The organism is Hyphococcus sp. (assembly GCF_965228385.1).
Lineage (GTDB): Bacteria > Pseudomonadota > Alphaproteobacteria > Caulobacterales > Parvularculaceae > Hyphococcus.
The window spans coordinates 187,967-212,874 of sequence record NZ_OZ245810.1; the positions used below are offsets into that span (position 1 = coordinate 187,967).

The 24,908-nt window shown below is 55.5% G+C and carries 18 protein-coding genes and 1 tRNA gene; 10 read left to right on the top strand and 9 right to left on the bottom strand.

Annotated features, from left to right (window positions below):
- The first annotated feature begins 98 nt into the window (after positions 1-98).
- On the top strand, positions 99-3,491 hold the full coding sequence (locus ACQK2Q_RS00815) for an AsmA-like C-terminal domain-containing protein (protein ID WP_425407859.1): 3,393 nt from the start codon (positions 99-101) through the stop codon (positions 3,489-3,491).
- 3 nt (positions 3,492-3,494) lie between these two features.
- On the opposite strand, the gene tyrS is transcribed toward ACQK2Q_RS00815, so the two are convergent.
- Positions 3,495-4,739, bottom strand: a complete 1,245-nt coding sequence (gene tyrS / locus ACQK2Q_RS00820) for a tyrosine--tRNA ligase (RefSeq protein WP_425407860.1) — start codon at positions 4,737-4,739, stop codon at positions 3,495-3,497.
- 165 nt (positions 4,740-4,904) lie between these two features.
- Between tyrS and ACQK2Q_RS00825 the strand changes: the two genes are divergently transcribed.
- From ACQK2Q_RS00825 to ACQK2Q_RS00835, 3 genes are all read left to right on the top strand, one after another.
- Positions 4,905-6,038: an anhydro-N-acetylmuramic acid kinase gene (locus ACQK2Q_RS00825; protein WP_425407861.1), complete on the top strand. Its 1,134-nt coding sequence runs from the start codon at positions 4,905-4,907 to the stop codon at positions 6,036-6,038.
- Positions 6,039-6,102: 64 nt separating this feature from the next.
- On the top strand, positions 6,103-6,660 hold the full coding sequence (locus tag ACQK2Q_RS00830; protein WP_425407862.1) for a sigma-70 family RNA polymerase sigma factor: 558 nt from the start codon (positions 6,103-6,105) through the stop codon (positions 6,658-6,660).
- Between the two features lie 2 nt (positions 6,661-6,662).
- On the top strand, positions 6,663-7,361 hold the full coding sequence (locus ACQK2Q_RS00835; protein ID WP_425407863.1) for an anti-sigma factor: 699 nt from the start codon (positions 6,663-6,665) through the stop codon (positions 7,359-7,361).
- 566 nt (positions 7,362-7,927) lie between these two features.
- On the opposite strand, the gene ACQK2Q_RS00840 is transcribed toward ACQK2Q_RS00835, so the two are convergent.
- Complete coding sequence (locus ACQK2Q_RS00840; RefSeq protein WP_425407864.1) at positions 7,928-10,036, bottom strand: TonB-dependent receptor; 2,109 nt, start codon at positions 10,034-10,036, stop codon at positions 7,928-7,930.
- Between the two features lie 158 nt (positions 10,037-10,194).
- Here ACQK2Q_RS00840 and ACQK2Q_RS00845 point away from each other — a divergent pair, with 158 nt between their 5' ends.
- The 5 genes from ACQK2Q_RS00845 to ACQK2Q_RS00865 all read left to right on the top strand — a co-directional run bounded on the left by ACQK2Q_RS00845 (position 10,195) and on the right by ACQK2Q_RS00865 (position 13,812).
- Positions 10,195-10,506 carry a 4a-hydroxytetrahydrobiopterin dehydratase gene (locus ACQK2Q_RS00845; RefSeq protein WP_425407865.1) on the top strand — a complete coding sequence of 104 codons (312 nt, stop codon included), beginning with the start codon at positions 10,195-10,197 and terminating at the stop codon, positions 10,504-10,506.
- A gap of 92 nt (positions 10,507-10,598) precedes the next feature.
- Positions 10,599-11,294, top strand: a complete 696-nt coding sequence (locus ACQK2Q_RS00850; protein WP_425407866.1) for a response regulator transcription factor — start codon at positions 10,599-10,601, stop codon at positions 11,292-11,294.
- Between the two features lie 27 nt (positions 11,295-11,321).
- On the top strand, positions 11,322-13,022 hold the full coding sequence (locus ACQK2Q_RS00855) for an ATP-binding protein (protein ID WP_425407867.1): 1,701 nt from the start codon (positions 11,322-11,324) through the stop codon (positions 13,020-13,022).
- 100 nt (positions 13,023-13,122) lie between these two features.
- The gene (locus ACQK2Q_RS00860; RefSeq protein WP_425407868.1) at positions 13,123-13,533 is read left to right on the top strand and encodes a PTS sugar transporter subunit IIA; all 411 of its coding nucleotides are present in this window, start codon (positions 13,123-13,125) and stop codon (positions 13,531-13,533) included.
- Positions 13,534-13,812, top strand: a complete 279-nt coding sequence (locus ACQK2Q_RS00865) for an HPr family phosphocarrier protein (protein ID WP_425407869.1) — start codon at positions 13,534-13,536, stop codon at positions 13,810-13,812.
- Here the strand turns inward: ACQK2Q_RS00865 and ACQK2Q_RS00870 are convergent.
- The 5 genes from ACQK2Q_RS00870 to ACQK2Q_RS00890 all read right to left on the bottom strand — a co-directional run bounded on the left by ACQK2Q_RS00870 (position 13,809) and on the right by ACQK2Q_RS00890 (position 22,053).
- Positions 13,809-14,936 carry an efflux RND transporter periplasmic adaptor subunit gene (locus tag ACQK2Q_RS00870; RefSeq protein ID WP_425407870.1) on the bottom strand — a complete coding sequence of 376 codons (1,128 nt, stop codon included), beginning with the start codon at positions 14,934-14,936 and terminating at the stop codon, positions 13,809-13,811. The genes ACQK2Q_RS00865 and ACQK2Q_RS00870 overlap by 4 nt on opposite strands.
- Positions 14,937-14,964: 28 nt before the next feature.
- Positions 14,965-18,063, bottom strand: coding sequence for an efflux RND transporter permease subunit (locus tag ACQK2Q_RS00875; protein WP_425407871.1), 3,099 nt, complete (start codon positions 18,061-18,063; stop codon positions 14,965-14,967).
- A gap of 278 nt (positions 18,064-18,341) precedes the next feature.
- Positions 18,342-20,660: a M23/M56 family metallopeptidase gene (locus ACQK2Q_RS00880; protein WP_425407872.1), complete on the bottom strand. Its 2,319-nt coding sequence runs from the start codon at positions 20,658-20,660 to the stop codon at positions 18,342-18,344.
- The gene (locus ACQK2Q_RS00885) at positions 20,660-21,043 is read right to left on the bottom strand and encodes a BlaI/MecI/CopY family transcriptional regulator (RefSeq protein ID WP_425407873.1); all 384 of its coding nucleotides are present in this window, start codon (positions 21,041-21,043) and stop codon (positions 20,660-20,662) included. Before ACQK2Q_RS00885 ends, ACQK2Q_RS00880 begins: the two co-directional genes overlap by 1 nt.
- A gap of 182 nt (positions 21,044-21,225) precedes the next feature.
- Positions 21,226-22,053, bottom strand: a complete 828-nt coding sequence (locus ACQK2Q_RS00890; RefSeq protein ID WP_425407874.1) for an alpha/beta hydrolase — start codon at positions 22,051-22,053, stop codon at positions 21,226-21,228.
- Positions 22,054-22,190: 137 nt separating this feature from the next.
- Between ACQK2Q_RS00890 and ACQK2Q_RS00895 the strand changes: the two genes are divergently transcribed.
- Positions 22,191-22,267, top strand: a tRNA-Asp gene (locus ACQK2Q_RS00895).
- A gap of 224 nt (positions 22,268-22,491) precedes the next feature.
- Here ACQK2Q_RS00895 and ACQK2Q_RS00900 read toward each other — a convergent pair.
- On the bottom strand, positions 22,492-23,856 hold the full coding sequence (locus ACQK2Q_RS00900; protein WP_425407875.1) for an aromatic ring-hydroxylating oxygenase subunit alpha: 1,365 nt from the start codon (positions 23,854-23,856) through the stop codon (positions 22,492-22,494).
- A 131-nt stretch (positions 23,857-23,987) separates the two neighbouring features.
- Positions 23,988-24,908, bottom strand: a complete 921-nt coding sequence (locus ACQK2Q_RS00905) for a glutathione S-transferase family protein (RefSeq protein WP_425407876.1) — start codon at positions 24,906-24,908, stop codon at positions 23,988-23,990.

The window sequence follows — 24,908 nt, forward strand, 5'->3', positions numbered from 1 at the left end:
ATCCGGTTCAAGGCGGCTGACATGATTAGCGATCAGGCTCCCGGAGGGGGTGGCGCTAACGGGCGGTTAGTGATTGGTTCGCAGGGGTTTGCGGCTGCATGAAAAAAAAGGCTGTCAAAACGGCCGTGGTCTTCATCGAGGTCGTTGCCCTCGTGATCGCGATAGCCGCTGCATCTATTTTCTATTTATACTGGCGAACCGGACAGGGGCCCGCGTCGCTTGATTTGTTCGCGCCCAGCGTAGAGGGCGCCATAGAAAACCAGCTGCCTGAAGGCTACGACGCCGATATCCAATCCATAAATATTCAGCGTAGACAGCAAGATGGCGAATTATCGATTCGGCTCAGCCGTTTAACAATTCGTGATGCTGATGGGGAAATCGCCGCCGCCGCACCCGATGTTTATCTAACATTCGCTTTTCAGGATCTTCTGCGAGGAGAAATCGGTCCCAGAACAGCAATTGCGGACAGCGCGAGATTTCGAATTGTAAGACGAGAAAATCTCAATGTCGAAATTCCAATCGCAGCCGCCGACAAGGCAGGCGCCTCTCTGCCGGTGTTGTCCGCCTTTTTTGACTCTCGCTTTTTAAAAAGCGCATTCGAAACGGCGCGGATGGATAATACGGAAATTATTTTTCACGACGCAGTGTCCGGTCGGTCGTGGTCGACGCAGAACGCGAAAGTCGCTGTAGAAAAAAACAACGAAGACATTATAGCGCACGCGTCTGGCGTTCTGGACATGGACGGCGCTACTGCAAGTTTGAACGCAGATGCTGTGTATTTGAGAAGCAGCGATATTGTTGATGTCGACATAAAAGGCGAAAATTTTCCCATCGGCGATTTGTTGCGAACCTTTTATGGCGACCGGGCGTCGATTGTCGATGCGCCCGTTTCAGGGGAAGCCAGGATTTCTTTTACGCCCGATGGCGACGTGCTTTCTTCCAGGTTTGAGGCGGAAATTGGCGCCGGGGATTTGCAGCTGGGCAATATAAATCAAACTATTTCGACCATTTCATGGGCGACTTCGTTTGATCCAACACGCAACAGGTTTTCCATCGAACGGTTGAATTTCGATGTGGAGGGCGCGCGGGGCGCTCTCAATGGAGCGGTTGCGATTTCATTTGGCGAGGACATCAGAAAACCGAGCGTGATTTCATTTGATCTTGATGCTGAGGAAATCGAAGTCAGAGCGCCGGAATGGTTTGAAAACGATCTGGTTTTTGAGCGCAACGCATTTGTTGGGAATTATAATATCCGTGAACGCCGGCTGAATTTTGACAATTTGGCGGCGGCGTTCGCAGGATTGCAGGCGAGTGGATCGCTGATCTTTGAAGCGCCGCGCGCAGCGAACGGCGAGGATGCGCCGTCGCCCGGCGTTTATGCAAACTTGTCCTTCGAGGGTGCCTTGACGCCTGAAAGCCTGTTGAGCATTTGGCCGACAAAAAATGTGGCGAACGGCGCCCGAGACTGGATTGAGAGCCGTCTTGCCGCAGCGCATATCGACAACCTTAACTTCATGATGAATTTGACGCCGGGCGCTGTAGGGGAAAATGGCGGATTGCCGGATGAGGCGATGGAACTCACCTTCGATGCGCGCGACGTAACTGCTTTTTATGTGCCCCAGATGACGCCGCTTCGCGCAGGCGCAGGCTCTGGTGTGTTGCGGGGCAACAGTTTCAGCTTAAATGTTAAACGCGCGCAGGTTGGCGATATCGTCATCACGGATGGGGAAGTTTCATTCCCGGAGTTCATGCCAAAATGGCGGCCGACATATTACCGCTTCACCGCTGAAGGGAATGCTGAGGCAATCCTTGCTGTGCTTGATGAAGACCCGTTGTCGCTTCTTTCAAAACTTAATCTCTCGCCGGCGCAGTTTTCGGGCGACGCTACCGCGCAAGTTGAAATCATGCGGCCAAACAAACGGGAAGTCGCCATCCAGGAATACGGTTATTCCGGTATTGCCAGATTTGAGTCGATGGACATTTCACAACTTCCCGGTGAATTTCAATTCAGCGACGCCAACGGCAAGGTCGAACTGAAAACCCGTTCGCTGACGGTGACAGCCGATGCGTTATTGGCTGACGCGCCGATCAACGTGAAGTGGATGCAAAATTTCTATCGCGAAGACGGGCCGTCGGAAATTGAAATCACAGGAAAACTTGCTTCCACGACCAGCGATCTTTTTGGCGCATCCATGCGGCGGTTCGTGCGTAATGGGGATGTTTACTTCAAAGCAAATGCATTGGGCGAGCTTGGCGCGTTTGAAACGTTGAATGTTGAAACAGACTTCACTGAAGCTGTGATGTCGATTGAAATGCTGGATTGGCGCAAACCCGCTGGCGCGCCCGCGCATGGAAATCTCAAAATGCGGTTTACCGATGACGGCGTTCTTGTGGATGTGTTGAATTTTGATGCGGAAGACAATGCCCAGATTGACGGTCGCCTATCATTTAACAACAAAGGCGTCCTTCAAACTGCAAGCATTGACCGGTTGTCACTGTCTGGCGCTGCAGACCTGACTGTTCATGCAGAGCGCGATCCTTCCGGCGTTCTGGGATTTACCGTTGTGGGGCCATTCCTGAACGCCGGACCGTTGATTGAACAGGTGCTCACCGGCTCCGGCGACAACGAAAATGAAACCTCGATTTGGGGCGCTGGTGTTGCGTTGAATGCGCGTATTGATCGGATCACAGCCCGCAATGGCGTAGAATATCTGGACGGCGCACTCGATCTGCGGCGCAATGCCGACAATCTTCGAGCGCTTGATTTTACGGCTTTCGACAAAAATGGAACGCCGTTGCAGGCCGCCATGTCATTAACCGGCGCGCCGGACGGTCCCCAGCGATCGATAGAGGCGCAATCAAGCGCGCTCGGCAATCTGTTGTCGGGCGTATTTGGCGTCCGATCCGTCAAGGACGGTCAGGGCGTATTGCGTCTGATGATCGATAATGAAAACGGCGCAAACGGTTTTTCCGGTGAGCTTGAGGCGAGAAAGTTGCAGGTAGTAAACGCGCCATTGCTCGCGCGCATTCTTTCTGCGGGCTCGCTGGACGGACTTGCAAATCTCGTCAGCGGCGAAGGTATCGAATTCGATTATGCGGCGGGCGGTTTTGAATATGCCGACGGCGTTCTTGAAATTGACGATATGCAAGCGACAGGGTCATCAGTCGGGATTACGACCGATGGTGCGTTGAGCTTCGGTCAGTCCGGCCAGGCGCGTTTGAGCGGCGCTGTCGCCCCGCTTTACCAGTTGAATTCCGTTCTCGGCAACGCGCCGATCATTGGCGATCTGTTGGTGGGTAAAAAAGGAGAAGGCATTGTGGCATTCTCTTATACGGTGGGCGGCGACATCGCCAATCCTCAGGTTGTTGTCAATCCGCTGTCAGCATTGACGCCTGGCATATTCCGCAGACTTATGCAGCCGCCTGCGCCGCCCCTGGAAGAGGCGGATCCGTCTACCGAAGTCGAGCCTTCAGTTTCAAAAGACGAGTAGAGGTCAGTTCACTCGCAGTATCGCGTGTTTTTTCTTACCGATGGAAAGTTTGACGGCGCCGTCGCGTATGTCGTCTTCGCTGAAAGGTCTCTCTTCGCGAACAGGTTCGTCATTCAGTTTGAGGGCGCCGGCTTTTATGTGGCGTCGGGCTTCGCCTTTTGATGCGCAAAGTTTTGCCGCGACAAACTGGTCGACGATGTGCGCGGTCTCGAAATCTGCGGCGGAAATGTCCACTGTCGGCAGATCGCCGCCCAGTCCGCCCTGTTCAAATGTTTTTTGCGCAGTCCCGGCGGCGCTATTCGCGGCCTCCGCCCCATGAAGAAGCGTCGTTGCTTCATTAGCGAGAATTTTTTTCGCCTCATTAACCTCCGCTCCTTCCAGGCTGGCGAGCCGGCGCACCTCATCCATAGGCAGCGTCGTAAATCGCGCCAGAAGGGTTGCAACATCGGCGTCCTCAACATTTCGCCAATATTGCCAATAGTCATATGGAGAAAACATGTCTGCATTCAGCCAGACCGCGCCCGATTCTGTCTTCCCCATTTTCTTGCCGGAGGCAGTTGTCAGAAGCGCCGTTGTTAGTCCGTATACCTCACGGCCATCCTTGCGGCGGCATAGTTCAACGCCATTCACGATATTGCCCCATTGATCGGCGCCGCCAAGCTGAAGCGTGCAGCCGTGCCGGTTCAAAAGCTCATGGAAGTCATACGCCTGCATCAGCATATAGTTGAATTCGAGAAACGTCATCGGACTTTCCCGGTCCAGGCGGAGTTTGACGCTGTCGAAAGTCAGCATACGGTTGATGGTGAAGTGAACGCCGTAATCGCGCAGAAACTCTACATAACCGAGCCTCGAGAGCCATTCGTCATTGTTGACCATCAAGGCGTCTGAAGAGCCGTCTCCAAAACTCAGAAATTTCTCAAACACGCCTTTGATGCCGGCGATATTTTCATCGATATCCGCGTCGGTGAGGAGCTTGCGTTGCTCGTCCTTTCCCGACGGGTCGCCGACCTTGGTCGTGCCGCCCCCCATGAGGGCAATCGGCCGGTGACCGGTCTGCTGCATCCAGTACAGCATCATGATCTGGATCAGACTGCCCGCATGTAGCGATTTCGCCGTGGCGTCAAAGCCGATATAGCCTGTGACAACGCCTGACGCCGCCTTTTCGTCCAGGCCTTCAATATTGGCGCCCTGTGCGATGAAACCGCGCTCGTCGAGCACGTTCAGAAATTCTGATTTATACTTGGCCATGCGTTATCTCTGATGCGGAATGAATTCGCCCCGTAGCATGAGACGTGTTTTTTTCCAACGCGGCGAAAAGTTGACCTGTCCGGTTAACGCGGACTTGAGTATTCGCTGCGAGTCTCGGCAATATTAACAACTACGCCAGCGCGCATAAAACACACGGATAGAACCATGTCCGACACCCTCACCGCCATCGGCCTTATGAGCGGCACATCCCTTGACGGTATCGACGCCGCGATCCTTAAGACAGATGGCGAAAACGTCGTCCAGGCCGGTCCCGCGATGCATGTTCCCTATAGCCGCGATCTCAAAATCTGGGTCCGCCGCGCGATCAAGGCGGCCCTTGAAGGCCGTGACGGGGCGGCGGAAATCGGCAAAGCCGCCGGCGAGGTGACGCTTGCCCATGTTCTGGCTGTCGAGCGCCTGCTTGAGCACGAAAAGCTGACAAGAAAAGATATCGATGTGATCGGGCTTCACGGCCAGACAATCCTGCACCGTCCGTCACGGGACGCCGCCGTGGCCGGCCGCACATGGCAGATCGGCGACGGACGCGTTCTTGCGGATGAGACGCGTATCGATGTTGTCAGCGATTTTCGTGCGGCCGACATAGCGGCCGGCGGCGAGGGCGCGCCGTTTGCGCCCGTTTACCACCGCGCGTTGCTGGCGGCGATGCCAGAGCCGCCGGAATGCGCGGTAGGCGTCATAAATCTCGGCGGCGTATCCAATGTGACTTATGCGCCTGAAAACGCCCGCGCCGTTGATCTGATTGCTTATGATTGCGGACCCGGCAATGGTCTTATCGACGAATGGATGGAACTGAAAACCGGCGAGGCTATGGATGAAGACGGGGCCATGGCGCTCGCCGGTACGGTAAATGAAGAAGCGTTGCGAATGATGCTGCTGGCGCCGTATCTGCGCCGTCCGCCGCCAAAATCGCTGGATCGTTATGATTTCAAACTTGAACATGTCATGAAGCTGACGCCGGAAGACGGCGCCGCCACGCTGACAGCATTCACGGCGGCGTGTATTCGTGATTCGGTGAAGTTTTTACCCGAACCGCCGGGCGGCTGGATTGTTTGCGGCGGCGGGCGCCGCAATCCCGCCATAATGGCGACGCTGAAAGATATGCTGGACGCGCCTGTTGTGACAGCGGAAGAGGCGGGATGGCGTGGTGACGATCTTGAAGCGGAATGCTTTGCCTATCTGGCTGTCAGAAGCCTGAAAAAGCTGCCATTGAGCTATCCCAGTACGACGCGGGCCCCCGCGCCAATGAAAGGGGGAACTTTTCACCGGGCCCCGGTTTAGTACCCCATAGCGACAATCCAGATTTCATCTATATTGAAATCTGATCAGCCGGCAAAGGGGGCTTATGGCCGACCAATCGATCGAAGAAATTCTGGCGAGAGTCTCGCTGCGGGACAGGGCGGCGTTCAATGAACTTTACGATCGCACGTCGGCGAAACTTTTTGCCGTTGCTTTGCGTATATTGAACGAACAGGGCGATACTGAAGACGCCGTACATGATGCTTATATCAACGTGTGGCGCAAGGCGGATACGTTTCAGGCCAGCAGGGCGACGGGCATGACATGGCTGATTACCATTGTGCGGAACGCAGCGATTGACCGCGCGCGAAAACGCCGCGCCCCGGCGGCGGACATTGACAGTCGGCCGGATATCGCGAGCGATGAACCGTCCCCAGAGGACCTTGCAACGCTGTCTGACGATTATCGCCGTTTGGCCCATTGTCTCGGCGAGCTGGAAGACCCGCAGCACGGCGTCATACGGGATGCGTTTTTCAAAGGGCGCACTTATGCGGAAATTGCCGACGGTTTAAACCGTCCGCTCGGGACAATAAAAAGCTGGGTGCGCCGGAGTTTGTTGAAACTGCGTGATTGCCTTGAACTTGATACGTCGGAAAAAGTGTAAGAATGAGCGAACGCGAAGACATTTATGACGACAGCATTCTCGCGGGAGAATATGTGCTTGGCGTACTGGATGCTGATGAATGCGCGCAAGTAAGAGCCCGTATCGAATCGGATTCCGATTTTGCAGCGCGTGTCCGGTTCTGGGAGGCGCGCCTCTCTCCTCTGGCCGAGGAAATTGCGCCGCACGAGGCGCCGGCTATCGTAAAACAGCGTGTGGAGGAAACCTTGTTCGGCGCAGCGCGCAAGCAGCATTCGCTGTGGGAGTCGTTGTCCTTCTGGCGCGCAGCAGCTGGCTTCATGACTGCCGTCGCGCTAATCGCCTTGGGAATAATTCTATTTGCACGCACGCCTGCTGCGCCTGAACGGACGTCTTATATCGCAACCATTTTACCTGCGGATGCGGCGCCGGTGCTGGCGGCGCGTATTGACGGCGCACTCACCGCGATCCGTATTCAGAACGCCGCGATTGAAATCGCCGAAGGCCAGTCTGCTGAGCTCTGGCTTATACCTGAAGACGGAACGCCGCGGTCATTGGGCCTGATCAATCCGAACGGCGATGACACAGTTCAAATTCCGGCGGCGTTGTCGATGCTGTTTAATGCCGGCGCAGCGCTGGCGGTGAGTATCGAACCTGAAGGCGGATCGACTTCCGGCGCGCCAACGGGACCGGTTATCGGCCTTGGGGTTTTGAAAAAACTGTAAAGGCGCGTGCATCCCCCCAAGCCGCAGCTGCGTATCTTATCCGGTTTTGCGCATCGAAACCGATTGAAATGCGCGGGGTTATCGCGCCTCAACCCGTGAGCCCTCCTGCTTGTTGTGTGTATCAGCGACAAGCAAACTCCGCGCATTTCATTTTATTCAGCGGCGCGCCCGCATGAATTCCAGGGGGAAGCGTTAGCGTCTGCTGCGAGGCCGGCCAGTTGCGGTATCGTAACGCCGGCCTCATTTTTAACGCCGTTAACCATTTTACGCACTGTGCAGGTCTTGCAATCGCGCGAAACGCACGTCATGATTCACATCAGGTTTTAGTCAACGAGAGGAGGTGATCCGATGTCGAGTGATTTCTTGAAGCCAGTGAGGTCTTTGTGGAAACAACGCGTCCCGGAGCAGCCTTCGAGACTCGTTTAACCGCCGGATTTTAAGAAAAGATCTCGAGGCCGCTTGGCTGACGAAATCGCGATCCTTTTACAGGATTCAGGGCCGCTCTTGATGAGCGGCCCTTTTCATTTTTACTTTAGCTTATGCGGCTTGATAGCCAGGAATATTTTCTAAAGTTTCCCGGTAATCGTAAAACGCGCATTAACGGGCGCGCCCACGGTTGCCTGATGCGTGCTGTGTGAATTCGGGAAATATAGTTCATCGGTCAGATTCTCGACATTGACCTGAAGGCGCAGCCTGTCTGACAAATCATAGTACGCGGCTGCATCAAGCCGAACATAGCTTGGAAGGACGGCTGTGTTACCGCTATTAATGAAACTTTCGTCCTGATATGTCAGGCCGACCCCAAGCCCAAGTTTTTCCGTAGCCTGAAAATTGTTCCAGACTGAAAACATGTGTTCAGGCAATTCCTGAGGGCGAAAGCCCGTCGGGCCCATCCGGTCAACAATCTCTCCGTCGAGATAGCTGTACCCGGCGGAGACAAACCACTGCTCCGTCACCTGACCCTGTAACTGAACTTCTAAACCCTGAATTTGTGAATCGATAATATCCAGCGTGGAAGGGTCGCTGTCTGCAACTTGCGGCGAGCTTTGTTCAATCTCGAAAACAGCGGCTGTCAGGCTCAAGCCGCGGCGGAAGTCCCACTTCACACCAGCCTCTAGGTTGGAGAATGTATTCGGGTCAAGCACATCAGCGTCGCCATTGATATTTGCGAATTGCTCGCCGCTGCGCGGCAGAAAGGATTCGCTGTAGCTGCCGTAAATCGAGATATTTTCCTGCGGCTTGAGGATGACGCCGAAGCGCGGCGAGAATTTCTCGTCGCGGCGCGTCCGCGTTTCGGTTGGCGGAACCGCATTGAAGACTTCGATGTCGAAACTGTCATAGCGAACGCCTGCGACGATATCGAGCCAATCCGTTAGCTCAATCTGGTCCTGAATATAGGCGGAGAAAACATCAATGTTTACGCGTGTGTCGTCATTGATATCGACTGTGAAATCATTTGCCGTCGGCATGCCGAACGCATTGACGCCGGCGCCGCCTCTCAGATTGAGCGGACGCGCGATGGAGAACACTTCATTGTCATCCATCGTTGTGTTCCAGAATGAGTTAAAACGATCCTGATCTGATGAAGTATTGATGTACTCACCGCCGGCGACAATGGTGTGATGAAAACCTTTTCCGCCAAACTCCCCGACCAGATTGCCTGACAGGATCAGATTCTTGCGGTCGGTGGTGTCGATATATCCATCAAGCGTCACGACATCCGGCGCGGCTGTCTGATCGTAACCAGAGGCGTAAAAGTTTTGATACAGCTTGTCATAATCACCGTAAAACGCGCTGAAAACACCTTTCAAATTTTCTGAAAACTCGTGCTGTAGCGCGGCGCGAACCAGATGAGCCTGCAGATCCGTGAAGTTCAGTTCCGGATCGCCGAAGACAATATTTTTGAACCCTTCAACCGGACGTCCGTCCGACCCCGTTGGAATGCCGCGATCAACAAACCGTTTGTGATCGATATATTCATACGATAGATCGAGCGTCGTTGCGTGACCCAGTTTGAATTTAGCGGTCGGATTTACGCCGTATCTGTCGCCATCATAAAAATCGCGGTGATTATTCAGGTTTTCATACATCGCATTAATGCGGAAGGCAGCGTTCTCGCCCGCTGAATAATTGGCGTCGATTTGAAAACCGAATTCGCCGAATGTATCTGCGCCCGCTTGAAATCCCGTAAAAGTCTCGCCAATCACGCCCTTCTTTGTCACGCGGTTCAGTATGCCGCCGGTGCCGCCGCGTCCGAACAGTAGCGCGTTAGGACCGCGCAGGATTTCGACTTGTTCAAGATTATAAAGAGGGCGGTAATATTGAACATCGTCTCGCACGCCATCGATGAAGAAATCGGCTGTTGAGCGCACTCCCCGAAACACGACAGAATCACGATGGCCTTCGCCTTGCGATGTGTTGACGCCCGGCGTGTAGTTTATAATTTCACCGATGCTCGTGAAGCCCCGCCGCGTTATCTCATCCGCAGTGATGATTGAGAGGCTTTGCGGCACATCAATAATCGGGGTTGGCGCTCTCAGCGCATTCATCTGGTCTGAATAAAGGACCTTTCCAACAACAACGATTTCCTCTGAGATTTCCTCAGCCGTTGCGGCGCCCGTATACATCGCCGAAGCGAAAATAGCTGTAAGCTTCCAGGATTCCTTGCGAATCATTATTCATACCCCTCAATCTAAGCACTGCTGCGAATGATTATTAATTACAGCCTCGCTATCGGCTATGAGAATGATTGTCAATTACATTTCTTGACTTACCCATATCGACGCAGCACGTCTTAGCGTTGACAGTCACGCGAGACGCTGAAAGGTCCGGTATGGTAGAAAAGATTAGTAAAGTGTCGCTCGAGGCGTTCCTCGAGCGCCATCCTGGCTGGAAGCTGGTTGAAGGGCGGGACGCCATCGCCAGATCTTTTAAGTTCAAAGATTTCAGCGAGGCTTGGGGTTTTATGGCGCGAATTGCGCTTGCCGCCGAAAAGGCCGATCATCATCCGGAATGGTTTAACGTCTATAATAAGGTGGACATCACGCTGACAACGCATGATGCCGGCGGGCTTTCGGACAGAGACATTGCGCTTGCAAAAATTATTGACCAAACGGCGGCGCACATCGGCGCGGATGAGCGTTAACGGTCAAATCACAAAAACGCCACGGGTCGGCCTTCTATACGCCGGCGTGAACCCATAGTAAGAAGTTGATATTACACGAGGACTGCAAAACTATGGCGACAATTGCGCTTGTCGATGACGACGAAAACATCCTGACTTCCGTTTCGATCGCCCTTGAATCTGAAGGGCACACGGTAAAAACATTCGAAGACGGCGCCGCCGCACTCGAATTTATCAATGAGACGCCGCCTGACGTTGTGGTGTCGGATATCAAAATGCCCACCATGGACGGCATGGAGCTATTGCGCCGGATCAGGCAAAATTCCAGCCTGCCGCTGATTTTCCTCACATCAAAAGACGAAGAGATTGACGAAGTGCTGGGCCTCACAATGGGCGCGGATGATTACGTCAAGAAACCCTTTTCGCAGCGCCTGCTGCTGGAAAGAGTAAAAGCCGTATTGCGCCGCGGTCAGGCGGGCGAAGTTCCCACGGCGGAAGAGGAAAAGAAAATCCTGCGTAAGGGGGATTTGACCCTCGATCCCATGCGGCACGCCTGTTTCTGGAAAGAACAGGCGGTCATCTTGACGGTCACGGAGTTTTTGATTCTGGAATCGCTTGCGCAAAGACCTGGATTTGTAAAAAGCCGCGATCAATTGATGGATGCGGCTTATGATGATCAGGTATACGTGGACGACCGCACTATCGACAGCCATATAAAACGCATACGGAAGAAATTCCGCGTCGTTGACAAGGAATTTGACGCGATCGAAACGCTTTACGGCGTCGGCTATAAGTACAAGGACTCCTGATAAGCGATGGAGGGCGAAGGCGCGATTGTGCGAAAAAATCGCACAAAAAGAGCGGGCTCCCGCCTGACGTTTACGATTGTCATCGCCAATATGATTGGCCTTTTCATTTTGTTGCTTGGGTCGTTTGCGTTGACGCAATATCGCGACGGGCTTGTTCAGGCCAAACTTGAAGGCGTCCGCGCGCAGGCGCAGATTATCGCGGACGTGCTGGCGCAAGTGGCTATCGACGAAACAACGTGTCAGCCGGTCGAAGAGGCTGATATCGCAGCACAGGAGGAGACTGCGATCTGCGCGTTATCCCTGCGCCAGCGCGATGTGCGCGAAGTGTTCAATCGCGTATGGGACAGCTTCGAGGGGCGCGTGCGCATTTTCAACGCGCCGCAGACATTTGATGATCCGCCGATCGCCGATGCGCGCGAGTTGTTGCTGGAAGATGTTGTTTTACGCGAAGACGAAATTGTCGCGCAAACACTTCCGCCGCTGGATCAGAATAATAACGTTATCAGATCGTTTGAAGACGAAGGTTTGTGGCGGCGGGTTTCGCGTTTTTTTTCACGTGACTTTCGCGCCGAAGCCCGGCGGCGCACGCTTGAAGATGAGTTGAACGCAGCGCTTGCGTCATCACCCTTTGCCGAGGAGCGCGGGGCGGCCTCCGTGCGGCTTGACGAGGAAGGCGAGTTAGTCGCCTCCGTTTCGGTGCCAATCCGGCGCGTGCAGGCGATTTACGGCATTGTAACGGCCGAGAGCGGCGGAATTGATACTCTGGTTGAGGATGCGCGGCTTTCCATCCTGCCGTTTTTCGGGTGGGCGGTCGCGGCGGCTATCTTATCGTCCCTGTTGCTGACGACGATGATTGCGCAACCTATTCGTCAGCTTGCTATTGCGTCGGATAAGGTCAGGGAGGGAATTTCCGCGGCGGGGCGTGCGCGCATTCCAGACTTCACCTACCGCAAGGATGAAATCGGCGAGCTTTCCGCTTCGCTTAAATCCATGACGCAGGCGATTTACGCTCGTATGGAAGCAATTGAAAGTTTCGCCGCCGATGTGTCCCACGAATTAAAAAATCCGTTGACGTCAATCCGAAGCGCTTCGGAGACGCTGCAGCTTGCAAAAACGCCTGAGCAGCAGGCCAAGTTGCTGGCGGTGATCCAAAAAGACGTGGCGCGCATGGACAGGCTCATAACTGACATCTCAAACGCTTCGCGCCTTGACGCTGAGCTGGCGCGGGAAACCCGCGAAGCGGTTGGTTTGGGACGGCTCATAAAAGATATTGTCGCGAGCTATGGCCATACGGCCGGCGACGGCGCGGCGTCCGTCCAATTTGAAGAACCTATGGACGAAATCTATATACTGGGCAATCCAACCGCGCTCAGTCAGGTCATACGCAATCTGATCGACAACGCGCGCTCCTTTAGTCCCGAAGGCGGGGCGGTGCGGCTTACCCTGGAGCGCGCGAAGACGCGGCATTCGAAGTCACGGATAATCGTTGAAGATGACGGCCCGGGCATTCCGCCCGATCATCTGGAATCCATTTTTAACCGGTTTTACACAAAGCGGCCCCAGGGCTCGGCGTTCGGCAATAATTCAGGTTTAGGGCTCGCCATCTCGCGGCAAATCGTCAACTCCCACGGTGGGCGGATTTTCGCCGAAAACCGGCTGAAAAACCCGGAAGATAAAGACGGCGACCGTCTGGGCGCGCGTTTCATTGTGGAACTGCCTGACGCTTGACCGTACGCTCGCGGAATTCACGCTTACATTTTTGGTGGACATTGCGCGTCAATCACGCACCATAGGAATGCTTGGCAAACTGAGTTGGATACGAGAACGCATGATAGGGTTGGTAGTTGTAACGCATGGACGGCTCGCGGAAGAATTTCTGTCCGCTGCAGAGCATGTGGTCGGGCCGCAGGAACAGGTGAAAGCGGTTTCCATCGGTCCTGACGACGACATGGAGAAGCGCCGTCAGGACATCCTCGATGCTGCGCAATCGGTGGATACTGGCGAAGGCGTAATCATTTTGACGGACATGTTCGGCGGCACGCCTTCGAACCTCGCCATTTCCGTAATGGAAAAAGCAAACGCGGAAGTCGTCGCCGGCGTAAATCTGCCGATGCTGATCAAGCTCGCATCGGCGCGCGGCGAGGATGATCTTCCCGAAGCTGTAAAAGCGGCGCATGATGCGGGCCGAAAATACATCAACGTGGCATCATGGGTGTTATCTGGCGAGGCGGCCGATTAAGTGAGCGACGAAGCAAAAGCCACGGTTGAAGTGTGTAACAAGCTTGGTCTGCACATCCGTCCGTCCCGATATTTATCCGCCTTGGCAAAATCTTATGAAGCGGTTGTTTCGGTACGGAACAACGACCGCGTTGCACTGGCCGATTCCCAGCTTGATCTGTTGATGCTGCTTGCAAGCAAAGGCGCGAAACTTCAAATATCGGCTACCGGGCCGCAAAGCAAAGAGGCCGTCGATGCAATTGTCAAATTGGTGGAAGACAGGTTCGGAGAGAAAGACTAAGCGGTCGGTTCGGCGGCGGTCGCGGAAAGCGTAACCGGCTGGCCGTCGCGCAATCGTTCGCCGCCGCGTATTACGACATTGGCGTCGGGCTCGACATCGCCGATCACTTCAATGAAATCGCCTTCGGCGGCGCCTAGCTCAACATCAACGCGTTTAGCGATATTCTCTTCATCGACGACGTAGACGCTTATCCGGTCAGCGCGCAGGACAAGCGCGTCGCGCGGCACCGCGGTGACTGTTCGCGGCTGTGCAGAGGGCAGGTTCACGCGGACGGCGGAACCGATATACCAAGGCGTTTCGGGTGGAAGCTCCAGCCTGATTTCGAGCATGCGAGAGCGCTCATCGCCAACCGGAACGACGGCGCGAATGCGGGCGTCTATCGTTTCAGCGCCATTGGCGACGGCAATGGGGTCGCCGGGTTTGATATTTCTCGTGAGGCCGACCGGCGCGCGGGCCGTGACTTCGAGATGGTGAGTATCGACAAGCCGGATAAGCTCCGCGCCCGGATTGGCGAACTCGCCGATCTGGACCTCCTGCGACACGACCCGCCCGGCAAAGGGCGCGCGCACTTCGGTTCGCGCGAGATTTATTTCCGCCCGTTCAAGCGCAACTTCCGCCTGAGCCAGGCCTTGACGGGCCTCGTCGCGGTTGGACCGCATTTCGTCCATGTTCGCTTCGGATTCGCCCGCGTCCGCGCCTAATCCGACAAAACGCTGGTAAAGGCTGTCGAGATAATCGGCGCGCGCACGCAGACGACGCACTTCCGCGGCGGTGTCGTTCCGCGTGAATTGAGCGTCAGCTTTTTCGATACGGGCGATAACGTCGCCTTCTTCGACTTCGACGCCGACCTCTGCGACCCACTCGATTTTGCCTGATGTCGCCGCTGCGACGCGGCTGTCGCGCGTGGACACAACAGCGCCTGGCGTGTCGGCCATGGGCGCGAGGCTGCGCCGCTCCGCTTTGGCGAGCGCTACCGGCGCCGGCGGCGGGCCTTGCTGCGCCTGCGCTTCACTGGTTTCTTCATTCTCATCCGCGCTTGCGCCGACATGACCGCCGTAAAGATAAGCGCCGGCTGCAGTCGCGATCAGTAATGCGCCGCCGCCCAGAACAAGGTTTCTTTTCATTGGTCGATGCATTTTTAATATATGCTCCCTATTCGGCTGGCTGCGCTGCAAGACCGCGGTTTGGCGTGCGGGAAAGCGCCGGCGCTGCGCCAAGCTGGAGGAGCGCCGGTAACAAGATCAGCGTAAATAATGTCGATACCGCCATGCCGCCGACAATTACCGTTGCAAGGCCGCGATAGATGAGGCTGCCCGCGCCCGGCGCCAGCACCAGGGGCAGCATGCCCATCAGCGATGTCGACGTGGACATGAAGATGGGACGGATACGAAGCGTTAGCGCTTCGTGCACCGCCTCGGATCGCGTCATGCCCCCGGCTTCTGAAGCACGCGTCTGCGTGACAAGCAAAATCGCGTTATTCACCACAAGACCGAGCAGAATAATAAAGCCGATCATGCCCAGAAGATCGAGCGGCAAGGTGTTGATAAGATCGGCGCCGCGTATGGCCAGAATGCCGCCAACCGTCGCCATGGGCAATGTCACGATTACCAGGGCTGCGTCTTTCACCGATTTGAAAAGCGCCGCCATGATCAGGAATAGGATAGCGATAGCGAGCAGAAAATTACCGCCCAGGTTTTTAATGGCGCGGGCGAGCGCGTCTGCATCGCCGCCCCATTTCATCGACGTTCCCTGCGGTAGGGCTTCATAAAGCTGCGGTTCTGCGGTCTCTTTCAGTAAATCAACTGCAGGACCAAGCGCCATGCCCTCCGGCGGCGAGATGCCAAGCGATATGGTGCGGCGTGCGTCGAGGCGGCGGATCTGTTGCGGTCCAACCCCGCGGGAGACGGTGACCAGTTCGCCAAGCGGCACAACGGCGCCGGAAGGCGTGGCGATAGGCGCAGTGTCAAGATATTCAGGTTCCGTCCATTCCTTAGAGCGCAGATAAATATCGATGCGCCCATCCTGATGGAAGAACTCGCCGAGCCATTGACCATCGCCGAGGGCGCGTACGGCGCGCGAAACGGAATCGCGCGTCATGCCGACTTCCGCGATACGCCGATCGTTCGGCAAAAGCCGAAGTTCCGGCGTTACGATTTGAGGGTCCGGGTTCGGCCAGACTTGCGCGCCCGGCATCGTCTCCTGGATGATATCGATTGCTTCGGGTACGGCTTGTCCCAGCGCGTCAAAGTCAGCGGCTTGCAGTTCAAGACTGATCGACCCTTGCGCGCCCCAGTTCCCGAACAGGCTGCCCTGGCTGGCGAATACGCGCGTATCGGGAAAACCCGCTAGAATTTCGTCGTTTACAATCTTGACCATTTCCTCGATCCGCGACTGATCGAGTATTCGAATGCCCGTATTGCCGCCCCATTCTCCGGAATAAAGATAGTAGTTTCTAAGCGCCGGCTCTTTTTCGCCTTTCATGTATGGATCAAGGCGTTCAACAACCACTTCCGCAAACTCCTCACGGATCATGTCGGCGCTGGCGCCGGATGGAAAGCCGACAAACGCGTCAACAGCGTCACGCTTGACCGGGGGAAGGTAATTCAATTGCGGCCACATCAAAAAGCCGAGCAGGACCGGCACGACCGTCAGGCCGCCGACAATGGCGAGACGGCGTTTGTTTGTCGCCGTCAATCGCATAATGAAATTGGCGAGCCGATTGGCGAAGGCCGAACGTTTTTTCTTTCCGTCGTGTTTGGATTCCTTGATGAACAGCCGCGCGCCTGTGGGCAGCAATGTCACGGCTACAAGCAGGCTGCAGGACACGGCGATTGCAATTGTCAGGGCGAGATCGGCGAAGAGTTGCCCCTCGATATCTTCGAAAAACATGATCGGAATAAAAATCGCGACCGTCGTGACTGTGGAGGCGAACAAAGCGCCGAAAACCTGACCGACAGCGGCTTCCGCCGCCTCGTGCGGCGAGCGCCCTTCTTCGCGCATGCGCACGAAATTTTCCAGCACAACAATCGCTGCGTCGAGCACCATTCCCGTTGCGAAAGCAAGGCCGGCCAGGGAAATAACGTTGATCGTGCGGCCGAAAAGATTGAGAACGACGAGCGTTGCCATCAGACAGATAGGGATCGCCGCGGCGATGATTACGGTCGCCATGGACCGGCGCAGGAAAAGCCACAAAGCGCCGATGGCCAACATGATCCCGATCAGAAGATTGCTGGTTAAGAGGGAGATGGCGCGTTTGATGAACACGGACGGGTCGAAACTTTTGTGAATGGCGTATCCCATGTCGCCAAGGACGCCTGAATTCAGTTCGTCAAGGACTTCAGTGAGCTCGTCAATTGCATCAAGCGTGTTGGCGCCGGGTTCCCTGATGACACGCATGCCGATCGCCGGATTGCCGTTCTGATAGACGACGCCGCCGCCACGGTCCGGCGCAACTTTGACCTCCGCGATATCGCCGAGAGTTACCGGCGCGCCGTCGCGCCATGCGAGAATCGTTTCGTTCAACTGGTCGGCGGAAAAACGCCCTTCAAAGCGCATGGTGTAGTTGCGCCGGCCGACTTCGACGCGCCCGCCGGTGACGTCGGAAGAACGGTTCACATTCTGCATCATGTCGTCGAGCGTGACGCCGAGCTGCGCAGCGAGAAACGGATCAAATTCGATGTTGACGATCATCTCTCCGTCATCAGAGTTGACGTCAACGCCGGCCACCCCTTGCACAGCTTCTATCGCGGGCGCAATCCGCTGCTCGGCGAATTCCGACAGCCGGACATCGGCGTCAGTGTTCGACGGCAATTTTTGTAGAAACAGAAAGATCAGGGTTTCGCCGGAGTCGCCGCCGCCGCCGCCGAGATTAACGCGCGGACGTTCTGCTTCAGCGGGCAGACCGCGAACGCGCTGCAGGCGAGAATTCACTTCCGTGAACGCCTGGTCCATATCCGTACCAAGAGCAAACTCCAGATTCATCCAAACGCCGCCCTGATTTGACCAGGACTGCATTTTTGTCATGCCCGGAATGCCGCGCAGTTCGCGTTCGATAGGTTCAGTGATTTCGCTTTCTACTTCGCGCGGCGATGCAGCGCGCCAGCCGGTCCAGACGCCGATTTGCGGGCGTTCGATGGCGGGAAAAAGTTGAACGGGCAGGCGTGAAATCGACATGACGCCCAGCAAAGTAATGATCGCCAGAACCACACCGGCCGCTGCGGGGTTTTTAAGGCATAGCCTGGTAAGTCCCATGGTGTCTCTCCGCCGGATTTTAAAAAGCGATCAGCGCCACACTTGTCGCTTTTTTCAGCGTCCGGCGCATCTGTTATTCGACCAAGCGCGTTCGCTTTGCGATGAACAGGGCGGTTCCTGACTGCGGTGTCAGAAATTATGAATGCTGCTTTGCGTCAAAGTTTAACGCGGCGGGATTATTATTCCGCCGACGGCGTTATTGGACGCGTGTGAAAAGTTAAGGCGCAGGAAAAAATTTATAAGTCGACGATAAAACTCAGCGGTTTTTCGACCCCGTCTCATTCGCTCCGGGCGAGTGCGCGCTTTCTTTTCTCGATTTGCTCAAGCTCGCGCTCAAGGGTGGCCTTGGCCTCGCGAATGGCGTTTTCCTGATAGTCCAGGATTTCTTTTTCGGACATGGCGCGTTCAGCTCTACGTTCCGCGCGCTCCCTGTCCCGTTCCGCGCGTTCGCGTGCCCGTTCAGCGCGTTCAATGTCACGTTCTATGCGTTCAAAAGCGCGCTCGCGCGCCTCTTCCGCCTCTTCGAGGGCGCGTTCGCGCTCGCGTTCTGCTTCCTCAAGAGCGCGCTCTCGATCTTCCTGGCTAAGTTTTGCAAACGCATTGCGCCGCGCGCTATCGCTTTGGCGTTTCGCGCGCTGAATATCTTTACGCGCCTGCTTTATGGCTTTTGCTGCTTCCTTGCGAGCCTCCTTACTAGCCCGCACCATCTCTTCTCGTTGTTCTTCGCTTAACCCAGAACGGAATCCGAAACTCCAGCTATTGGGCGCTGAAAATTCCATGTCCGCCAGATCGCCAAGATCAAGTTCCCGGCCGTTCAGCATTTCTGAAATCGCCTCTGCGTTTTCAAATCCCTCGAGTTCCAGGTCGTTAATCCGGATAACAACATCATCGAGGTCGCTAAATGCGTTGAAATTTTCAAAACGGGCGCGAAGTCTGCCTTCAAGCTTCGCCAGTCTATCATCGAGTTTGCGTGTATGTTTTCCACTGATGTTGATATTCACATCAGGCGCAGCGTCGACGTCAATTGCGGGTTCGGCTGCGGCCGGCGCCGCACGCGGCATCGGTGCAATCGGTACGTTTCTGGCGGCTTTGATTCTGGGCGCCGCCTGTATGGCGTCAACCGGTCTTGGCGCGACAGCCAGCACCAGCGCCGGATCAACATGTGCGCCGTTTTCAATCACTTCAAAATGCAAGTGAGGACCTGTCGCTTTACCGGTTGAGCCAACCGCGCCGATAATATCGCCTGCCGCGACCCGATCTCCTTTTCGCACTACATAATTGTCGAGATGAGCGTAACGCGTTACCAGACCATGGCCATGATCGATCACGACGACATTGCCCCATGCCGCGCCGCCGCGATAATGTTTGGTGGCGTCGATGACTTTACCGCCGCCGGCGGCGCGTACAGGCTCGCCGCGCGGCGCGCGTATGTCGACGCCTTCATGGGCGGCGCGGTCTGGTCCAAGCAGTTCCGATTTTTTGCCGAAACCAAACCCGACTTCGCCTTCCACCGGCGCCACGGGCAGTACGCTTGTCGCGGGCGGCGGCGCGACTGCGAATGCGGCTTGCGCGAAGGCTAATCCGGCGGCGATCAGTGCAAACACGCCCATAGACAGTTTTGAGCCCAACCCGAGACCGTTAGCATGGCCGGCGCCGGATAAGATAGCGTCCAGACGGGCGCGGCGCGAACGTTTGTCAAACGGCGTGAAAGAAGGCACGAGCTCTCCGGTAAATCGATTTCGAGGCTCACCGGCGGCCAGACGCAGTCCTTGTACGAAGCAATGAGCGTATTGGCGCCTATCGACGCCGCGCGCCAGCACCATAGCGTCCGCGCCCTGCTCAGCCGCCAGGTTGGCGCGAGCGCAAATCCGGTGCATGAACGGATTGAACCAGAACACAGCTTTCACGATAGCGCAAAGCGCGAATTGGACGACATCGCCGCGTCTGACATGCGCCATCTCATGCGCGCCCATCAGCGCCGCATCGTCGATAGAAACGCGTTCCAGGAGATTAAAAGGCATGACAATGATCGGCCGGAATACGCCGTATACGCATACGCTCGTAACAATATGGGAGAAGACGTAACGCGGTTTGCGCGCAACGCCGATGCGCTTTCTCCAATCCTCGAGTTTCATTTCAAGCTTGGGCTCGTCCAGGGGCATTGCGAAATTCAGCCGATAGGCGAACCAGATATGGCGAACCAGCACGAGGGCGCAGAGCATTAAAAAGCCGTAGAAATAAAGACCTGCAATTGTTCGCAAGATGTCTGCGAGCGTAACATTCGTCGCCGCATATAACGCAGCAGGTGCGGAGGAAGCGCTCGCCTCAACTACTTCACCTCCGGAAAGCGCCGCCATGGGCGGCAATGGCGCGGGTGCGCGCAGGGAAAGTCCCAAAGCCGCAGCTATTGGCGCGGCGGCGACTGGTAACGCCGCTAACAGCAGCGCAGCCGGCCAGACCTTGCCGCTGAGCGATCCGGGCGCGCCGGGCGTTCGGTCGTCGTCGGCGCAAAGACGATGTGCGCCAAAAAATACCAGCGGCGCCCACACAATCGATGCGAAAAGGCAGTAGAAAAAAGGTTCGATGAGGGCGGCCATCACTTTTCCTCCGCGTCTTTCAGAACGGTTTCCAGTTCTTCAAGTTCGTCATCGCTGAGCAGTTTTGAGTCCGCGAAAAACGCGGTTGCCGGCGTCGTATCGAGTTCAAGAACGCGTTTTGAAAAATCTGCGATCATGCGGCTGAGCATGGCGACTTTGCCGACTTGCGGCTCATAAATATTCACGCCGTCGACGGGCGTTTTGGAAATCAGGCCCTTGTCGGTCATTCGTTCTAACACCGTGCGTACGGTGGAATATGACCAGCCGAAATCGTCCTCAATGTCCCGGTGAATTTCCCGTGCGTTCATTTCTTTGGAACGCCAGAGCAATTTCAGGATCGCCAACTCCGGCTTTGTCGGGTCGGTTCCCTTGTTTTCGGCCATATTTATCGCCCAATAGTCAATGGGGCGCAAAACGCCCCCGTTACACCTGTCACGCACCATAGAGCAATGTGACAGTTGTAGCAATGGTCAGGGCAACGCTTTCAGGAGATTCTGCGATGAACCGAGATCAGATTGAGATCAGGCGTTTAATGGGTGCCCAGTTTTTCGCCAGCAAGGTCTGCTTATACAGATTCAGACTGGTCGAGTTCCTCGATAAGCGTTTCCAGCACGTGCGCCAGTCTGGATAGATCCGGAGGTTCCGACAGCCGGTGATCGCCATTCGGCGTCAACGTGATTTCTATATCTTCGCTTTGGAGCATTTGTGCGAAACGGAGCGCATGAGCGTAGGGCACGGCGTCATCCTTCATGCCCTGTATTATTCGCACTGGACAAGCAATGGAAATATCGCCGGTCATAACAAGGTTGGCGCGCCCGTCTTCAATCAGTTTTTTTGTGATAATTTCCGGCTCGTCCGAATAATCAGACGGTTGTTCAAGCTTGCCCTCGCGCATGATTGTCTCGCGCTGAGTTTCCGTAAAAGCGGGCCACATCAACAGTTCAGTGAAATCGGGCGCAGGAGCGATGAAGACAATGCCGGCGATCCGCTCAGGTCGCTGCTTCGCCAGGAGCGCCGTAACCCAGCCGCCCATGGAGGATCCAATCAATATTTGCGGACCGGAAGTCAATTCGTCCAGAACGGACAGCGCATCCGCCGCCCACGCGCTGATCGCGCCGTCTGTAAAAAGACCCTCAGATTCACCGTGTCCTGAATAATCAAAACGCAGATAGCTGCGGGCGTTTTCGCGCGCCCATTCATCAAGAAATTCCGCCTTGGTTCCCAGCATGTCCGAACGGAAACCGCCGAGCCAGACGACCCCAGGACCGGCGCCGTTGCGGCGGCGGTAGGCGAGGCGGCCATTCGGGCCCTGAAAAAAATCTGCGGCGTCGGGCATGGATGCGGCGATCTCCAATGTCAGCTTCAAATCAGAAAAGTTAATGCGGTAAAGCAATCGCGCATTTCTGTGTTGAATTTCAAGCCGATGGCATAACCCAGCGGCAATAAGACCCCGCGGCCACATTCTGCTTGACGCCGGTTTCACCCTATCTTAAACCGCGCCCTCCATAACGCGTTTATCGCCGCGTTTTTGCGGGTGTAGCTCAGTTGGTTAGAGCGCCGGCCTGTCACGCCGGAGGTCGCGGGTTCGAGTCCCGTCACTCGCGCCATTAAATCAATGGCTTAGCAATTTTCGCTTTCCTCGTTCCGATTTTCTGCAACGCGCATCGTATTGTCGGCCCGGCAGGGCGTGACAAGCCTGAAATGTTCAGATCGCCACCGTTCGTATCGCGGCGATCTGTGCGCTAAGCGATTTTTGCAGCGTAAATGCAGCAGACCAAAGCGGCGCAGCGCCACACGACAACTAGCGCGGCTTTGGCTCCTGCTGGATCGATTATTTTTCGCCGCTGATATACCGGTCCAGTTCGCGATGGAAATGACGCAGGCGATCTTCCTGTTCACACCATAATGGCCCTTTAAAGCCGCGAGATTTCACGCCCTGCTGGACCGCCGCAACAAGTTCAACATCCTGATCGAGCACTTCGCCAAGATCCGGTTTCACATCTGGCGGCACATGCTCAATTTCCGGACGTATCTCGCCCGTGACGTCTGTGCCTTCAGGCAGTCCCATCCACGCCGGCGTTGTATAGCCAGGGTCTTCCACGTGACGCAGCATGGTGATGTTGTCGTAATAGAAGCGCTCCGGATCGCTCGCATGCGGAATAAAGCGCATTATAAAGACGCCTTCAGGATGCATGCCGATCTGCACATTCGGGAAAAACCCTGTGGCCCAGCTATCGCTGAGCTGTCCGTCGGTCAGCTTATCGTAATAGTCGAGGCCAAATTTTTTGCCGCGCTTTCGCTTCGCCTTTTGAATGGCTTCGCGCACTTCCGCCGGCTTGCCGTCAAAAGTTTCCGGATCAATACCCGCTTCCTGCATCATATGCTGTTGATATGGATCGATCGTATCCTGATCCTTCACCCTGTGAGACTTGACGCCGATAGGCACTATCATTCGGCTGAACCCGTTCGGGTAAAGATCTATCTGGCTGAAATCCTCCATCACCCCTTGTGTCTGTGGATGAATATGAGGCAGGTGATACGTTTCATAAAATGCGTCGACGCCGGTTTTCCAATTCGCTTTCCATTCACTGCGCACATGGCGCACGGCGTTCATCTGCTCGATTTCGTAATTTTCGATGTAACCTTCCGGCAGGCCGATCCATTCTTTCAGAGGCGGCGCTTCGCCATCGATATTGATGAAAATCAAACCGCCGACGATATCGCAACGCACTTCCGTTAAGCCGGGACGATGCTTGATCAGTTCAGGATCGAATGTTTCCTCATCGGTAATTTTTGCAAGCTTGCCATCGCAATGAAATTGCCATCCGTGAAATGGGCATGCGAATTTCGGGACGCTGCCTTGCTCCGTCAGGCATACGCGATTGCCGCGATGAGGACAGGCGTTGTAAAAAGCTTTCACACCGCCGTCATCCTGACGTACAATGATGAATTCCTCATGGCCGTGAGTGAACACAGTAAAGTCGCCGGGCTCTTTAATATCCGGCGTCACGCCCGCCAGCAGCCAGACCCGCGGCCACAGGCTCCGCCATTCTTTTTGCATGTAATCGCGTGTGTAGTATCGTTCCGGATCAACGACATCGAGGCCAATGTCGGCCGGTCTCGGCTGTTTCGCCTCAAGCGAGTCCTTGGGTGCATTCAGATCCATTGGCCACTCGGCCCTAAATCCGTCCGGCATGAAAAACCTCCCTATCGTGTTGTTCCGCCTGCGAGATTCAAGCGGGCGCTGCTTGTTGCGCCGCAATTTACAAAGAAAAATAGCACAGAATAGCGAAAAAACAAACAATCACGATTGTTTCTTTTGTGCGGTCAGCCCGCCTTTTCCACGCGAAAACCGAGGCGAGGGAAGTGCACCGCCACCGCGCCGGCGCGGTCATCGTTTCGCCGGATGACGATCTCATGGTCATTGATATGCGATAATACGCCGGCGACGGGGACCTTGCCGTGATCGCTAGGGGTAACCGTAACAGCATCGCCAATCTTCGCACCGGATTCATCTTTTATGGGCGCGCCCAACGCCTGATCGTTCGGGCTATGCGTATTGGCGATCTCCAGCGCTGCGCCGGGGGAAATTTCTTCGCGCACGCCGGCGCCAAAATCCTTCATTCGCGCATACCATGTACCGGCGTGATGCATATCCTTGAAATATTGTGCGCTGCTGGGAATATTGTTTTCGGCCATCCAGAAATTGAAATACCCGCCTATGTCCGCCCATTCGGGATTACTTCCGAACAGAAACCCGCGGCCATCACTCAATTGTTGCTCGATCAGCCGAAAATGCGCGCGAAACTGGCTTCGAAAATGGGGCGCATCCTGTGCGAAAGTGTTGAAATTCAGAAAAGTGAAATAGTCTTCACGGTCTTTCGCCACGTCGGCCGGGATGTGTTCAGCATTTTCAAAAAGGGATAATGCAGCGCCGGGCGCAAAGAACGCAGCATCACACCACTGTTGAAGCCCGAATGCGGCTAGCGGGCCGGATTTAAATAGCGGCGGTTCCGGATGAAGATGATCTATAATGCGCGCGATCAGTTGCGTATCGCAGTAGATGTCTGCGCCGATCTGTAAGACCGGTGTTTTGCGATAGCCGCCGGTCAACGCCGTCAGGTCGGGTTTTGGCGTCACCATGGGTATTTGCACGGATCGCCAGGAAAGACCCTTTACGCCGAAAATTTTGCGAATTTTTTCTGCAAATGGCGACGCATCGAAATGGTGGAGAATGAGATCGCTCAT

Coding starts and splice junctions, on each gene's coding strand:
- tyrS (WP_425407860.1), bottom strand. CDS start 4,739: ATGGCCAAGTATAAATCAGAATTTCTGAACGTGCTCGACGAGCGCGGT.
- ACQK2Q_RS00840 (WP_425407864.1), bottom strand. CDS start 10,036: ATGATTCGCAAGGAATCCTGGAAGCTTACAGCTATTTTCGCTTCGGCG.
- ACQK2Q_RS00885 (WP_425407873.1), bottom strand. CDS start 21,043: ATGGCCGAAAACAAGGGAACCGACCCGACAAAGCCGGAGTTGGCGATC.
- ACQK2Q_RS00835 (WP_425407863.1), top strand. CDS start 6,663: ATGAGCGAACGCGAAGACATTTATGACGACAGCATTCTCGCGGGAGAA.
- ACQK2Q_RS00815 (WP_425407859.1), top strand. CDS start 99: ATGAAAAAAAAGGCTGTCAAAACGGCCGTGGTCTTCATCGAGGTCGTT.
- ACQK2Q_RS00850 (WP_425407866.1), top strand. CDS start 10,599: ATGGCGACAATTGCGCTTGTCGATGACGACGAAAACATCCTGACTTCC.
- ACQK2Q_RS00860 (WP_425407868.1), top strand. CDS start 13,123: ATGATAGGGTTGGTAGTTGTAACGCATGGACGGCTCGCGGAAGAATTT.
- ACQK2Q_RS00900 (WP_425407875.1), bottom strand. CDS start 23,856: ATGCCGGACGGATTTAGGGCCGAGTGGCCAATGGATCTGAATGCACCC.
- ACQK2Q_RS00825 (WP_425407861.1), top strand. CDS start 4,905: ATGTCCGACACCCTCACCGCCATCGGCCTTATGAGCGGCACATCCCTT.
- ACQK2Q_RS00830 (WP_425407862.1), top strand. CDS start 6,103: ATGGCCGACCAATCGATCGAAGAAATTCTGGCGAGAGTCTCGCTGCGG.
- ACQK2Q_RS00905 (WP_425407876.1), bottom strand. CDS start 24,908: ATGAGCGATCTCATTCTCCACCATTTCGATGCGTCGCCATTTGCAGAA.
- ACQK2Q_RS00880 (WP_425407872.1), bottom strand. CDS start 20,660: ATGGCCGCCCTCATCGAACCTTTTTTCTACTGCCTTTTCGCATCGATT.
- ACQK2Q_RS00845 (WP_425407865.1), top strand. CDS start 10,195: ATGGTAGAAAAGATTAGTAAAGTGTCGCTCGAGGCGTTCCTCGAGCGC.
- ACQK2Q_RS00875 (WP_425407871.1), bottom strand. CDS start 18,063: ATGGGACTTACCAGGCTATGCCTTAAAAACCCCGCAGCGGCCGGTGTG.
- ACQK2Q_RS00870 (WP_425407870.1), bottom strand. CDS start 14,936: ATGAAAAGAAACCTTGTTCTGGGCGGCGGCGCATTACTGATCGCGACT.